At 67.8% G+C, this 14,493-nt stretch carries 13 protein-coding genes; 4 read left to right on the forward strand and 9 right to left on the reverse strand.

The features are described 5' to 3' along the window. Window positions 1-27: 27 nt before the first annotated feature. The 5 genes from MAE01_RS10385 to MAE01_RS10405 form a co-directional block, all read right to left on the reverse strand. Complete coding sequence (locus MAE01_RS10385; protein ID WP_147039478.1) at window positions 28-1,809, reverse strand: peptidoglycan D,D-transpeptidase FtsI family protein; 1,782 nt, start codon at window positions 1,807-1,809, stop codon at window positions 28-30. A gap of 19 nt (window positions 1,810-1,828) precedes the next feature. Next, window positions 1,829-2,407, reverse strand: coding sequence for a cell division protein FtsL (gene ftsL, locus MAE01_RS10390; protein ID WP_229718162.1), 579 nt, complete (start codon window positions 2,405-2,407; stop codon window positions 1,829-1,831). Next, complete coding sequence (gene rsmH, locus MAE01_RS10395) at window positions 2,404-3,342, reverse strand: 16S rRNA (cytosine(1402)-N(4))-methyltransferase RsmH (RefSeq protein ID WP_147039479.1); 939 nt, start codon at window positions 3,340-3,342, stop codon at window positions 2,404-2,406. The genes ftsL and rsmH overlap by 4 nt, the downstream gene beginning before the upstream one ends. Window positions 3,343-3,442: 100 nt before the next feature. Next, the gene (gene mraZ / locus MAE01_RS10400; RefSeq protein WP_147039480.1) at window positions 3,443-3,874 is read right to left on the reverse strand and encodes a division/cell wall cluster transcriptional repressor MraZ; all 432 of its coding nucleotides are present in this window, start codon (window positions 3,872-3,874) and stop codon (window positions 3,443-3,445) included. Between the two features lie 251 nt (window positions 3,875-4,125). Beyond that, a complete protein-coding gene (locus MAE01_RS10405) occupies window positions 4,126-4,515 on the reverse strand; it encodes an SCO2097 family morphological protein (protein ID WP_147039481.1) in 390 nt (129 codons plus the stop codon). 87 nt (window positions 4,516-4,602) lie between these two features. Between MAE01_RS10405 and MAE01_RS10410 the strand changes: the two genes are divergently transcribed. After that, window positions 4,603-5,691, forward strand: a complete 1,089-nt coding sequence (locus MAE01_RS10410) for a polyprenyl synthetase family protein (protein WP_229718161.1) — start codon at window positions 4,603-4,605, stop codon at window positions 5,689-5,691. 21 nt (window positions 5,692-5,712) lie between these two features. Here MAE01_RS10410 and MAE01_RS10415 read toward each other — a convergent pair whose 3' ends face one another. Beyond that, window positions 5,713-6,063, reverse strand: a complete 351-nt coding sequence (locus MAE01_RS10415) for an Rv2175c family DNA-binding protein (RefSeq protein ID WP_147039482.1) — start codon at window positions 6,061-6,063, stop codon at window positions 5,713-5,715. A gap of 146 nt (window positions 6,064-6,209) precedes the next feature. Here MAE01_RS10415 and MAE01_RS10420 point away from each other — a divergent pair, with 146 nt between their 5' ends. Both MAE01_RS10420 and pknB read left to right on the forward strand, forming a co-directional pair. Then, on the forward strand, window positions 6,210-7,448 hold the full coding sequence (locus tag MAE01_RS10420; protein ID WP_229718160.1) for a LysM peptidoglycan-binding domain-containing protein: 1,239 nt from the start codon (window positions 6,210-6,212) through the stop codon (window positions 7,446-7,448). A 64-nt stretch (window positions 7,449-7,512) separates the two neighbouring features. Continuing rightward, window positions 7,513-9,453 carry a Stk1 family PASTA domain-containing Ser/Thr kinase gene (gene pknB, locus MAE01_RS10425; RefSeq protein WP_147039484.1) on the forward strand — a complete coding sequence of 647 codons (1,941 nt, stop codon included), beginning with the start codon at window positions 7,513-7,515 and terminating at the stop codon, window positions 9,451-9,453. 425 nt (window positions 9,454-9,878) lie between these two features. Here the strand turns inward: pknB and MAE01_RS10430 are convergent, their stop codons facing one another. Together MAE01_RS10430 and MAE01_RS10435 are read right to left on the reverse strand one after the other, a co-directional pair. Continuing rightward, entirely contained in the window at window positions 9,879-11,219 is a 1,341-nt protein-coding gene (locus MAE01_RS10430; protein WP_147039485.1) for a class II 3-deoxy-7-phosphoheptulonate synthase, read from the reverse strand. A gap of 38 nt (window positions 11,220-11,257) precedes the next feature. Next, window positions 11,258-11,944, reverse strand: coding sequence for a lysophospholipid acyltransferase family protein (locus MAE01_RS10435; RefSeq protein ID WP_147039486.1), 687 nt, complete (start codon window positions 11,942-11,944; stop codon window positions 11,258-11,260). 178 nt (window positions 11,945-12,122) lie between these two features. On the opposite strand from MAE01_RS10435, the gene MAE01_RS10440 reads away from it, so the two are divergent. Next, on the forward strand, window positions 12,123-13,949 hold the full coding sequence (locus tag MAE01_RS10440; RefSeq protein ID WP_147039487.1) for an AMP-dependent synthetase/ligase: 1,827 nt from the start codon (window positions 12,123-12,125) through the stop codon (window positions 13,947-13,949). Between the two features lie 149 nt (window positions 13,950-14,098). Here the strand turns inward: MAE01_RS10440 and MAE01_RS10445 are convergent. Then, window positions 14,099-14,493 (reverse strand): peptide deformylase (locus MAE01_RS10445; protein WP_147039488.1); only part of this gene is annotated, 395 nt, incomplete at its 5' end.

The following is a 14,493-nucleotide window of genomic DNA, read 5'->3' on the forward strand; positions in this document are numbered from 1 at the left end:
ACGTCTCCATGCGCGGCGCAGTGCCGGCTATTTGAACTTCGGGAGCAGCTCGTCCATCGGCTTTGTGGACGGTGAGACTCGGTAGGTCTTCAGCACCTGAGTCATCGCCTTCTGGAAGGCGGGCGCTGTAGCTGCGGATCCCCTTATTCTAAGCGGCTCGTCGAGGGTGACCACGACGACGTACTGGGGATCCTCGGCCGGAGCGAACCCCACCATGCTGGTGTAGTAGACGCCCGGCTTGTAGCCGCCCTTGTTGTCCGGCACCTGCGCCGTGCCCGTCTTCGTGGCCGCCCGATACCCGGGGATCTCGATCTGCTCGGCCAGGCTGCCCTGCACGGACACGTTCTCCAGCATCCGCGCCACGGTGTCGGCGGTGGATTCGGAGATGATCTGCTCGTGCTTCGGATCGTCCCGTTCGACCACGGTGCCGTCGGCGAGCGTGCACGACTCGATGAGCGACAGATCGATCTTCTCGCCGCCGTTGGCGATGGCCTGGTAGGCGCCGGCGAGCTGGGGGGCGGTCACGGTGAAGTACTGGCCGAAAGTCGTGGTGTACAGCGACTGCGAGTCCCACTCGGAGACCGGGTGGATCGTCCCGGACTCCTCACGGGGGAAGTCGATCGTCTTGTCGCCGACACCGAACTTCTTCATGTAGTCGTAGCGCACCTGTGGGTCGACCATGGTGCCGAACTTCGACAGTGCGACGTTGGACGAGTCGATCAGTGCTCCGGCGAGCGTGTAGTTGTAGGCGCCGTGCACGAAGGCGTCGTTGACGACGGCTCCGTTCGGGAACGTCTCATGGCTCGCCGCGGACACCGTGGTGTTCATGTTCACGGCTCCGGAGTCCAGCACAGCGGATGCGGTGATCGCCTTGAACGTCGAGCCCGGCTCGAACGACCGTCCGAAGACGCGTGTGCCCCAGTCTTCCGGCGACGACGCGTCGAGGTCGTTGGGGTCGAGGGCGGGCCACTCGGCTGCGGCCCGGATCTTGCCGGTCTCGACCTCGAGGACGAACGCCGTTCCTGCCTTCGCGCCCTGCTTCTGAGCCTCCTCGGCGATCATCTGCTGCATGTACCACTGCAGGTCGCTGTTGATGGTGAGCTGCACGGTACCGCCGTCGACGGCGTCGACCGTACGGTCGCTGCCGGGGATGATGACGCCGTCCGTTCCCCGCAGATAGGTGCGCTCACCGTTCTCCGGCGAGAGGCACTGGGCCTGCATCTGCTCGATGCCGGCCTGGGCCTTGCCAGCGCTGTCGAGGTAGCCGACGACGTTTCCGGCGACGGCGCCGTTGGGGTACACGCGCGTCTCACGCGGGATCGGGTGCACGTAGCTCAGGCCGAGGTCGCGAAGCTTCAGGTATTCGGCGGTGCTGAGCCCCTTCTTGAGGGGGTAGTACTGCGATTCCGGATTCGCCGCGAGCGTCTCTGCCACGCCGGCGCGCAGCTCGTCGGCATCCAGCCCCGTGACCTCGGCGATCTGGTCGGCGGCTTCGTGCCAGGGCGTCTCGGGCGGGTTGTCCTCGTTCTCCTCGAGCAGCTTCATGACCTTCGGGTCCATCTGCGCGTCGTAGACCTTGGTGCTCGAGGCGAGGAGGGTGCCGTTCTCGTCGACGACGGAGCCGCGGTTGCCGCGGAGCGTCTCGGTGTAGCCCAGCTGACCGACGTGCAGCGAATCCGCGACGTGGTCGCTCGCGCTGACGACCTGGATGTCGACGAGCCGGACGACGAATGCGGCCAGGACGGCGAGGATCACCGCGAGGGCGACCACGGTCCTCCGGCGAGGTCCGCGCGTGGCTCGAGTCGTCATGCTGCTGCTCCCATCTTCGTCAGCGGGTCGAGGGGCTGGGGAGGCCGTCGGTGATGGCCGGGGGAAGGTCCGGATCGACGGCGGTGCTCTGGGTTTCGTCTGCTTGCGCCTGCGCGGCGGCGGCGGCCTCTGCTGCCTTGGCGTCGAGCAGGGCGTTGTCGACGGCGCCTACGCCGGTCGGGTCGACGGTCGAGCGCCATCCTGCGCCGGTGTTCGCGCCGAGGACGGCGGAGTCGCTCAGTCGCAGGTACGAGGCGGAGCCGGCGACGACCATCCCGAGCTCGGACGCCTCCGTCGCCAGGTACTGAGGCGAGGCGATTCCGGCGAGGTCGTCCTCCAGGGCGCTGGTCTGCAGGTTGAGTTCGCGCTGCTGCGAGGTGAGGTCGGCCAGCACGTAGGAGTCGTGGGTGATCGCGAGCGAGAGCCCGATCTGAGCTGCGCCGATGGCGAAGGCGCCGCCGAGCGCGATCAGCGCGTATGCGAGCTTCGGCCGGCGGCGGGGGGACGGCGCGGTGACAGGCCTGAGCGTTCGCGAGGGACGGGTCTGCGCGGGCCCCTTCGGCTGCGGCAGCATCGCTGCGGCGGTGGCGCGACTCATGCGGCCTCCCTTACTCGTTCTGCGGCGCGCAGGCGCACCGGAATGGCGCGCGGGTTGCGCGCCTTCTCTTCATCGCTGGCGAGTTCGGCGCCCTTGGTGAGGGTGCGGAACCGTGGCGCGTGCTCCGGCAGCTCGACCGGGAGGCCGGCCGGAGCAGTGGATGCCGACGCTGCCGCGAACGCCTGCTTGACGAGGCGGTCCTCCAGCGACTGGTAGCTCATGACGACGATGCGGCCGCCGACCTTCAGCGCGTCCATCGCTGCCGGGATGGCGTCGGCCAGCACGCTCAGCTCGGCGTTCACCTCGATGCGCAGCGCCTGGAAGACGCGCTTGGCGGGGTGTCCGCTGCGCTGGGCGGCTGCCGGCGTCGCCTTCTGAAGCAGATCGACGAGGTCCTGCGACCGGACCATAGGGGTTGTGTCGCGGGCCTGGACGATGAAGCGGGCGTAGCGCGCGGCGAGCTTCTCCTCGCCGTAGCGCTCGAAGATGCGGCGGAGGTTGCCCTCGCTGTAGGTGGCCAGGACCTCTGCGGCCGTCACGCCCTTGGTCTGATCCATCCGCATGTCCAGCGGGGCGTCCTTCGCGTAGGCGAATCCGCGGTCGGCTTCGTCGAGCTGCAGCGAGGAGACGCCGAGGTCCATGAGGATCGCCGAGGCGCCCTGCGCGTGCAGGCCGATCTCGTCGTAGACGGTGTGCACGAGCGTGATCCGGTCGGCGAAGCGCTCCAGGCGCTGCCCCGCGATGCGAAGCGCGTCGGTGTCCCGGTCGAGCCCGATGAGCCGGATGTTGTCGAAGCGCTCGAGCAGTGCCTCGGAGTGGCCGCCCATGCCGAGCGTGGCATCGACGACGACCGCGCCATCGTGCTGCAGCGCCGGGGCCATCAGCTCGATGCAGCGCTCGAGGAGTACGGGGGTGTGGATGTCGCGGAGATTCATGATCGTTTTCCGGTGACCTTGGCCCTGATCCCCCTCCGCATCTCGACCCGGCACCGGGGAAGTGTGTCGGGGCGGGAGCGGCGGGGCATCACAGCCGAGGTCAGAAGAGTCCCGGAATCACCTCCTGCTCCAGTTCTGAGTACGTGTCCTCGCCGGCGGCGAGGTAGTCGTTCCAGGCCGCGGCATCCCAGATCTCGGCGTGTGCGCCGACGCCGGTGACGATGAGCTCCTTCTCGAGCCCCGCGTACTGGCGGAGGTGTCCTGGAATGGTGATGCGGTTCTGGCTGTCGGGCATCTCTGCGCTGGCCCCCGAGAGGAACATGCGCAGGAAGTCACGGGCCTGCTTGTTGCTGAGCGGCGCTTGCCGGATCCGCTCGTGCATGGCCTCGAACTCGGCGGTGCTGAAGACGTACAGGCACCGCTCCTGGCCGCGGGTGACGACGATGCCGCCGCCGAGATCCTCACGGAACTTCGCCGGCAGGATGACGCGACCTTTGTCGTCGAGCTTGGGTGAGTGCGTACCCAGCAACATCGGCCATCACCCCCTCTACGTCCGGCCAACTCGAGGTGAGCCCCACTTTACTCCACTTTGCTCCACATTCATATGAGCAACGGTGAAAATGATGCCATATCGCCCGGCACGCGTGACACCGCTCCCCCGTCATTCCGCGGGAAGTGCGGGTGGAGCGCAGGTGGAGGGCAGTGGAGGCCCAGTGGAGGAAAAGTGCTCAGAAACGCAAAAAGACCCGGATGCCGTGGGCATCCGGGTCTGTGAAGTGGAGGTCAGTGGCCGTCTTGGCGACGATCCCAGCGATCGTTCATGCGGTCCATGAAGGAGGCCGAGCCCTGCGGGGACTTGGACGAGGGGTTCTTCGTCTGACGCGCGGGACCGGTTCGACGCGTCGGAGTGACGGCGAGGATGACACCGGTGAGCATCGCCGCGAAGCCGATCACGCCGACGATGATGCTGACGACCGGGCCGAGCTGGCCGCCGAGCGCCACACCTGCGACGAGAGCGCCAATGCCCACGAGCAGCAGTACGGCACCGTAGACGAGGTTGCGATAGCTCAGGGTTCGATCCCCCGAAGGCGCGCTGACGATGTCAGCGTCGTTGTGCAGGAGATGGCGTTCCATCTCATCGAGCAGACGCTGCTCCTGTTCAGACAGTGGCATGACGCCCCCCTCGGGTTAAGTGTCTTCCAGTCTACGCGCGCAGAACCGCGGAGGCTAGGTTTCGGCTGAGAACCTAAGCTGATTATCGTGCCCCTCTCCAGCCAAGTCCAGCAGGCCACAGCCGACCGCCTGGATCGCTTCCTGACCGACGCGCGAGCTGAGTCGGCGCCCTACGGTCCTGACGCTGCGATGTTCCTGGATGCCGCGGCCGAGACCCTGCAGGGGGGCAAGCGTCTGCGGGCTCGCTTCTGCCATTCCGGGTGGCGCTCCGTCGCGCGCGCAGCCGATCGTGCGGCCGCCGAGACCGACGCCCTGTGGGACCTGTGCGCCGCGCTCGAGATCTTCCAGTCCGCCGCTCTCGTGCACGATGACCTGATCGACAACTCGGACACCCGCCGCGGCCGCCCGGCCGCGCACCGCGCGCTCGAGGCGCGGCATGGAGAGCTCGCATGGTCCGGCGGCGCCGAGGCGTTCGGCCGCTCGGCCGCGATCCTCCTCGGGGACCTGCTGATCTCGTGGAGCGACGATCTTCTCGAGCGCGCCCTCGCGCAGCATCCGCATGCCGTGACCGTGCGCCGGGAGTATGCGCGCATGCGCAGGGACGTGACCACGGGACAGTTCCTCGACATCGCCGAGGAGTCCGCGTGGCGGGTCAACCCCGATGCGGAGCATGCCGAGCGGGCGCTGCGGGTGGTCTCGCTGAAGTCGGCGCGCTACAGCATCGAGCAGCCGTTGGTGCTGGGGGCGGCACTGGCCGGCGCCGACGACGATCAGCAGCGTGCGCTGCGCGCGTTCGGGCACCCGGTCGGCATGGCCTTCCAGCTGCGCGACGACGTCCTGGGGGTGTTCGGCGACGAATCCGTGACCGGCAAGCCGGCCGGCGACGATCTGCGCGAGGGAAAGCGCACCGTGCTGATCGCGTTGACCAGGGAGCGCCTGGACGCCTCCACCCGGAACGTTCTCGACGATCTGCTCGGGGATGCCGATCTCGATGCCGCCCAGGTGGCGGCACTGCAGGCCACGATCGCCGAGTCCGGAGCGCTCGAACGGGTCGAGGACATGATCCGCACCTATGCGGCGGAGGCCGATCGTGCTCTTGCGGGGGCCCGCCTCGACAATGCCTCGGTCAGCGACCTGCGCGAGCTCGCCCGGGCAGCGACCGTGCGCACGGCCTGACGAGCCTTCGCGCGCCGGCTGTCAGGCGAGGGTCCGCGCGATCCTGCGGACCGCGCTCTTGTGCCCGTCCAGCAGCGCGGCGATCGGCGTGCGGCCGAGCTCCTCGTTCTCTTCGAACAGCCAGTCGATGACCTCGTCATCGGTGAAGCCGGCGTCGGTGAGGACGATGATGGTGCCTCGCAGCGACGCGAGCGGACGCCCGTCGACGATGAACACCGAAGGCACTGCGAACGCGCCGTTCCGCGTGGAGCCGATCAGGTGCTGTTCGGCGATCAGGCGGCGCACCCGCCCGAGCGGCTCGTCGAGGATCTCGACCAGATCAGGCGTGGTCAGCCATTCGACAGCGGAGAGTTCAGCAGCATTCTCAGACACGTCTCGACTATCTCACCTCCCGCGGAGCGACGCACATCGCCTCGCTGTGCACACCAGCCACATCCGTCACTTCTGTTGACTTCTCTTTACATCCGTGTCAGCGTTTCAGGAGTCTGAATAGGGGGGAAGCCTTGAGACTCACTGCTTTGTCGAACCGCACCCGTTACGCCCAGCTCGGCGTACCTGCAGCGGCGCTGGGGGTGCTGGCGAGCGCTCTCGCGGCAGCACCTGCGTCTGCAGCCGCACCGGCGTCCGCCGTTCCGGCCGACACCGGATCGCACCAGCGCCTGGCCGGATTGCCGCAGCTGTCACCGGCCGCCGCGAAGCCGGTCGCGGTGAAACAGAGCCAGGTCAAGCAGGCCCAGGCTGCGCCGTCGTCGTACACCGTCCAGCCCGGTGACACCGTTGCCGGGATCGCGCAGCGGTTCGGTCTCGCGACAGCCGACGTCCTCGAGTGGAACGACCTCGGATGGCGCTCGGTGATCTACCCGGGGCAGAAGATCCGCCTGTCCGCCGCTCCCGCTGCGGCTGCTGCCGCGGCCCCCGCGCCGGCCGCCACCGCGAAGACGCACGTCGTCATCGCCGGTGACACCATCTTCGGCATCGCCAAGAAGAACGGCACCTCGGTCGATGCGATCCTCGCGGCGAACGGGCTCGGCTCGGGAGCCGTCATCTACCCCGGTCAGAAGATCGCCGTCTCCGGCACTGCCGCTCCTGCCGCAGCATCCGCCCCGGCAGCGGCCCCGGCGAAGACCGCCGCCCCGGCGCCCGCCGGCGCATCGCACACGGTCGCCGCGGGCGACACGCTGTGGGCGATCGCGAACAAGCACGGGATCACCGTCGCCGAGCTGTACGCCGCGAACGGCCTGGAGCCGTCGTCCATCATCTACCCCGGTCAGACCCTCAAGGTCGCCGTCGCGCCGGCGCCGGCATCCACGCCGTCCCCCGCCTCGAAGGCCAGCACGCCGCACAGCACGACGCTGAACGCACCGCAGGCCGAGAACGCCACGCTCATCATCAAGATCGGGCGTGAGCTCGGCGTCTCCGACCGTGGCATCGCGATCGCCCTGGCGACCTCGATGGTCGAGTCGTGGCTGCGCAACCTCGACTGGGGCGACCGGGACTCTCTCGGCCTGTTCCAGCAGCGTCCGAGCACCGGGTGGGGCACTGCCGAGCAGATCATGGACAGGGCGCAGAGCATCCGCTCGTTCTTCCACGGCCAGTCGAACGCCGACGGCACGATCACGCACGGACTGCTCGACGTGCCCGGCTGGGAGAGCATGCCCTTCGGCGACGCGGCGCAGGCGGTGCAGATCTCGGCGTACCCGGAGCGGTACGGTCCGTGGGAAGACGCCGCGTACGAGTGGATCGCGCTCTACGGCTGAGATACCCGGCCGAAAGGGTGAGGCGCTCCGCGGGCTTGCAGGCACTTCTCCATAGAATCTGTACGTGACGACCAATCAGCAGGCCGACCCCCTCATCGGGCGACTTGTCGACGGTCGGTACCGGGTTCGTGCGCGGATCGCGCGCGGAGGCATGGCGACTGTGTACGTCGCCACCGACCTGCGGCTCGAGCGGCGGATCGCCCTCAAGGTCATGCACGGCCACCTCAGCGACGACTCGGTCTTCCAGAGCCGGTTCATCCAGGAGGCGCGTGCCGCCGCCCGTCTGGCCGACCCGCACGTCGTCAACGTCTTCGATCAGGGCCAGGACGGCGAGCTCGCCTACCTCGTCATGGAGTATCTGCCCGGCATCACCCTGCGTGAGCTGCTGCGCGAGCAGAAGCGGCTGACGATCCCCCAGACCATCTCGATCATGGACGCGATCCTCTCCGGCCTCGCCGCGGCTCACAAGGCCGGCATCGTGCACCGTGACGTGAAGCCAGAGAACGTGCTCCTCGCCGAGGACGGCCGCATCAAGATCGGCGACTTCGGCCTCGCTCGCGCGACGACCGCGAACACCGCCACAGGACAGCAGCTGCTCGGCACGATCGCCTATCTGGCGCCCGAGCTCGTCACCCGGGGCACCGCGGATGCCCGCAGCGACATCTACGCGCTCGGCATCATGCTGTACGAGATGCTCGTCGGCGAGCAGCCGTACAAGGGCGAGCAGCCGATGCAGATCGCGTTCCAGCACGCGACGGAGTCGGTACCGCGCCCCAGCGTCCGCAACCCCGGCGTCCCCGAGCAGCTCGATGAGCTCGTGCTGTGGTCGACCGAGAAGGTGCCGGACGAGCGCCCCGACGACGCGCAGGCGATGCTCGATCGGCTGCGCGAGATCGAACGCGAGCTCGGCATCGCCCCCACGCCCGCCACGACGGCGACAATGCCGATGCGATCGCAGAGCGATTCGGGCGACGTGACGACGGTCATGCCCGCCACCATGGTGCTCGCTCCGCCGACCGGCCCGGTCTCCCAGCAGGTCGACAACGCGACGGTGCTTCGGCGCAGGGCATCGAAGCGCCGCGCACGGGGAGCGTTCCTGCTCGCGCTCGTGCTGCTGCTGGCGGTGCTGGCCGGTGGCGTCGGATGGTGGTTCGGCTCAGGACCCGGGTCTCTCGTCGCCGTGCCCTCAGTGGCCGGTATGACCTACGAACAGGCCGCAGATGCGCTCGAGGAGGAGGGCTTCGTCGCCGTGCAGGCCGATGAGAGCTCTGTCGATGTCGAGCCCGGAATCGCGATCCACAGTGACCCGGCGGAGGGCGATCGCCTCGACAAGGGTACGGAGGTCACGGTCTTCGTCTCGACCGGTCCCGCGCCGCGCACCGTGGAAGCGCTCAACGGCAAGACCGCGGACGAGGCGCGAAGTTATCTGGCCGAGCTCGGCATCAACGTCTCCGACGACGATCTGCTGCTGTACTCGGGTGCCGAGAACGGCGTCGTGATCAACGCCAGCGTCACGCCGCGCGCCGGCGGTGACGCGGTCGCGTGCGGCGACGGCTGCGAGGTGTTCGAGGATGACACGGCCAGCCTGATCGTGTCGCTGGGCGGACTGCCGGATGTCGTGGGCATGACCGTCTCGGAGGCATCGAGCGCGCTCGGCGAGAAGCAGATCAAGACGAGCACGGTCGAGGAATACAACAACGACGTCGAAGAGGGCCGCGTCATCCGCACCGGCGACCGCGAGGGTGGCGAGAACTGGCGCCCCGGCGACACCATGACCCTCGTCGTCTCGCTCGGCCCGCAGCTGTTCGAGGTTCCCGACGTCGAGGGTATGACGCGCGACGAGGCCGCACAGACGCTTCGGGATGCCGGGTTCGAGCCGACGAATGCGGTCCTGTGGAACGGTGCTCCGAACGACATCACTGAGGTGAGCGGCACGGATCCGAAGGCGGGCTCCATGCGTCGTGCCGGCACCGAGATCTACATGCAGATCAGCGCCGCGTTCTGAGTCGGCTTCGACTCGCTCCGCTCGCTCACCCCGTTTCGTCTGCGGGGCTGCGCCCCTCCGCTCAACGCCCCGCAGAAGATGTCTGTGCTCCCCACGAGCGATCCCCCAAGCCAGCTCCCCGTCGCGTGAACTCCCCGAGCGGACTCCCCACGCGGGGGACTCTCTCACGAGGGGCTCACCCACGAGGGGCTCTCCCACGAGGGGCTCTCCCACGAGGGCTCTCCCACGAGGGGCTCACCCACGAGGGCTCTCCCACGAGGGCTCTCCCACGAGGGGCTCCCCCACGCGGGCCCCCCTACGCAGGGCTCACCCACGAGGGGCTCTCCTACGCGGGTCGTTGAGCGAGCGGAGCGAGACGAAACGGGTTGAGCGAGGGAGCCGGAGGCGACCGAGTCGAAACCTTCTCCAACCCGACTCGCCCGAACTCAGCGCTTCTCGAGCTCCTCGGCGACGAGGAACGCGAGCTCGAGGCTCTGCATGTGGTTCAGGCGCGGGTCGCACAGGCTCTCGTAGCGGGTCGCGAGACCCTGCTCGTCGATCTGCTCCGAACCGCCGAGGCACTCGGTGACGTCGTCACCGGTCAGCTCGACGTGGATGCCGCCGGGGAACGTCCCCACCGCGCGGTGCGCCTCGAAGAAGCCGCGCACCTCGTCGACGACGTCGTCGAAGCGACGCGTCTTGTATCCGGTCGGCGTCGTGATGCCGTTGCCGTGCATGGGGTCGGTGACCCACAGCGGCTTGGCGCCCGAATCGCGCACGGCCTCCAGCAGCGGAGGCAGCGCGTCGCGGATCTTCCCGGCGCCCATGCGGGTGATGAAGGTGAGCCGGCCCGGCTCGCGGTTCGGGTCGAGCTTGTCGATCAGCGCGAGCGCCGTCTCGGGCGTTGTCGTCGGACCGAGTTTCACGCCGATGGGATTGCGGATCTTCGAGAAGTAGTCGACGTGCGCGCCGTCGAGGTCGCGCGTGCGCTCCCCGATCCAGAGGAAGTGCGCCGACGTGTTGTACGGCGTGTTCGTGCGCGAGTCGATGCGGGTCATCGGGCTCTCGTAGTCCATCAGCAGGCCCTCGTGACCGGTGAAGAACTCGACGCGCTTGAGCTCATCGAAGTCGGCGCCCGCCGCCTCCATGAACTTGATCGCGCGATCGATCTCGACGGCCATGCGCTCGTAGCGCTGGTTGGCCGGGTTCGTCGCGAAGCCCTTGTTCCAGGAATGCACCTCGCGCAGGTCCGCGAAACCGCCCTGCGTGAAGGCGCGGATGAGGTTCAGCGTGGATGCCGCGGTGTGGTAGCCCTGCAGCAGACGACCCGGGTCTGCCGTTCGCGAGCCCTCGGTGAAGTCGTAGCCGTTGACGATGTCGCCGCGGTATGCGGGAAGGGTCACTTCGCCGCGAGTCTCGGAATCGCTGGAGCGGGGCTTGGCGAACTGCCCGGCCATCCGGCCCATTTTGACGATCGGCATCGATGCGCCGTACGTGAGCACGACGGCCATCTGCAGCACGGTCTTGATGCGGTTGCGGATCTGCTCGGCGGTCGCGCCGGCGAACGTCTCGGCGCAGTCGCCGCCCTGGAGCAGGAAGGCTCCGCCGGATGCCGCGCGCGCCAGGCGATCGCGAAGGTTGTCGACCTCGCCGGCGAACACCAGCGGAGGAAGGGCCGCGATCTGCTGCGAGATGTCCGCGACACGATCGGCGTCCGGCCACGTGGGCTGCTGCTTGATCGGGAGGTCGCGCCAGGCGTCGAGATCGGCATCGTGCTGCTGAGGCATTTCCCCAGCTTACTGGCGCGACACGTGCTCTCGCGCCGTCAGGACTGGCGCCGCGCCCGCTCCTTCACCGACGAAGCGTAGACGTCGTCGTACTCCTGCTCCCCCAGCCGGTGCAGCGCCACCATGATCTCGTCGGTGACGGAGCGCAGGATGTAGCGGTCGTTCTCCATTCCCGCGTAGCGCGAGAAGTCGAGCGGCTCTCCGATCACGATGCCGACGCGCACTACGCGCGGGATGCTGCGCCCGATCGGCATCGCCGTATCGGTGTCGACCATGATCACCGGGATGACGGGAACCTTGGCCTCGAGCGCCATGCGGGCGATGCCGGTGCGGCCTCGGTACAGCTTGCCGTCGGGGCTTCTAGTCCCTTCCGGATAGATGCCCAGGACGTCGCCGCGGCCGAGCACCTGCAGGCCGGTGTTCAGCGACGCCTCGGATGCCTTGCCACCCGACCTGTCGATCGGAATCTGACCGGTGGCCTTCATGAAGTTCTTCGTCGCCCAGCCCTTGATCCCGCGGCCGGTGAAGTAGTCACTCTTGGCGAGGAAACTCATCGATCGGTCGATCAGCAGCGGGAGGAAAACCGAGTCGGAGACCGAGAGATGGTTGCTGGCGAGGATCGCCGCACCGTTGCGCGGCACATTGCCGCGCCCCACGATCCACGGCCGGAAGACCGCCTTGACGATGGGGCCGACCACCACGTACTTCATCAGCCAGTAGAACATCGTCACGCAGTCTATCGCCGGGCATCGGGCTGGACTATCGCGCTCTGAGACTGTGCCCAAGAACGTGCGACTGAGTCTCAGTTGATACGCTACTGAATGCCAAGATTCATCGAGCTCGCGTGAGGTTGTGCCCTAGACTCAGGGAAAGCCGTGCCCGACCGGTACCGAAGGAGTTGCCGTGGTTCAATTCGAAGTCCCTGCGATCGTCCCCGCCGATCCCGAGGCGAACATCACCGATCTTCTGGTGAAGCGCGTCGAGGCCACACCGAACCTCGCACTGTTCTCCGTTCCCGAGGGCGCCGGATGGCGCGACATCACCGCGGCCGACTTCCAGACCGCCGTGATCGCCCTGGCCAAGGGGTTCGCCGCCGCCGGCATCCAGCCCGGCGAGAAGGTCGGGTTCCTCGCCCGCACCACCTATGAATGGTCGCTGGTCGACTTCGCGCTGTTCTACGCCGGCGCGGTCATGGTGCCGATCTACGAGACGAGCTCCCCCGCCCAGATCCAGTGGATCATGGAGGACTCCGGCGCGATCGCGCTCATGGTCGAGTCCGGCGACCACTTCGCCAAGGTCGACGAGGTGCGCGGCGACCTGCCCCTCGTCCGCGACGTCTGGCAGCTCCACCTCGGCGCGATCGACACGCTCACCGCGGCCGGCGCGAGCATCGAGGATGCCGAGATCGAGCGTCGCCGCAACCTCGCGGTGGCCTCCGACATCGCGACCCTGATCTACACGTCCGGATCGACCGGCCGCCCCAAGGGCTGCGTGCTCACGCACAGCAACTTCGTCGAGCTCACCCGCAACTCCGCGAAGTCGCTCGACAAGGTCGTCTCGACCCCGGGCGCATCGACGGTGCTGTTCATCACCACCGCACACGTCTTCGCGCGCTTCATCTCGATCCTGAACGTCCATGCCGGTGTGCGCACCGGACACCAGCCCGACACGAAGCAGCTGCTGCCGGCGCTGGGCTCGTTCAAGCCGACCTTCCTCCTGGCCGTGCCGCGCGTGTTCGAGAAGGTCTACAACTCCGCCGAGCAGAAGGCCGAGGGCGGCGGAAAGGGCAAGATCTTCCGCGCCGCCGCGGCAGCCGCGATCGAACACTCCCGCCTGCTCGAAGAGGGCAAGAAGATCCCGTTCGGCCTGAAGATCAAGTTCGCGCTCTTCGACAAGCTGGTCTACAGCAAGCTGCGCGAGGCGATGGGTGGCAACATCCAGTACGCCGTCTCGGGTTCCGCCCCGCTCGGCGCGCGCCTCGGCCACTTCTTCCACAGCCTCGGCGTCGTGATCCTGGAGGGCTACGGCCTCACCGAGACGACGGCTCCGGCGACGGTGAACCTCGCTGACAAGTCGAAGATCGGCACCGTCGGCCCCGCGCTTCCCGGAGTGGGCGTGCGTCTCGCCGACGACGGCGAGATCGAGGTCAAGGGCATCAACGTCTTCAAGGAGTACTGGAACAACCCTGAAGCGACCGCAGAGGCGTTCGATGACGGCTGGTTCCGCACCGGCGACATCGGCAGCTTCGATTCGGAGGGCTTCCTCACGGTCACCGGCCGCAAGAAGGAGATCATCGTCACGGCCGGCGGCAAGAACGTCGCACCGGCCGCGCTCGAAGACCCGATCCGCGCGAACCCGATCATCGGCCAGGTCGTCGTCGTAGGCGACCAGAAGCCGTTCATCTCGGCCCTGATCACCCTCGACTCCGAGATGCTGCCCACCTGGCTCGGCAACAACGGCCTGCCCGCCGACATGTCCCTCACGGATGCCAGCTCGAACGAGGCCGTCCGCGCCGAGGTGCAGCGCGCGGTCGACATCGCGAACAAGAACGTCTCGCGCGCCGAGTCGATCCGCAAGTTCACGATCCTCGACACCGAGTGGACCGAGGCGAGCGGTCACCTGACCCCGAAGATGTCCATCAAGCGCAACGTGATCGTGTCGGACTTCGCCGGTGAGATCTCCGCGATCTACGACGAGCCGGTGCAGACCACGAACGTGCCGATCGGCTGAGCACCTACGGAAATGCCCCTGCGCGAGCAGGGGCATTTCTCATGTGTGGGAGTTGCCACGCGACGGCTGAGATTTCGACTCGTCGCGGCGCTCCTCGCTCAATCTTGCCGCGAAGCCGCGTCAACGCCGCTGCGCGGCATTGATCCGGCTCACGTCAAAAACCAGTCGCTCTCTCTGACTTCGCGCATCGCCTTCTTGCGGTCCTCCGGTGAGAGACGCGAGAGATACAGCATCCCGTCGAGGTGATCCGTCTCGTGCTGGAGCGCCTGCGCGAGCAGCCCCTCCCCTTCGAGCACGACCGGCTTGCCGTCGAGATCGACGCCCTCGACCCGGGCCCACGGGTGACGCAGCGCGTCGTGCCAGAGTCCGGGCACCGAGAGGCATCCCTCGCCGGTGGGGACGGGCTCGCCGCGCACCTCGACGAGCACAGGATTGATGACGTAGCCGATGTCGCCATCGATGTTATAGCTGAACGCCCGCGCGGCGACGCCGATCTGCGGAGCCGCGACGCCGGCGCGCCCTGGGAGCTTCACGCTGTCGACGA

Source organism: Microbacterium aerolatum, assembly GCF_007988825.1.
Lineage (GTDB): Bacteria > Actinomycetota > Actinomycetes > Actinomycetales > Microbacteriaceae > Microbacterium > Microbacterium aerolatum.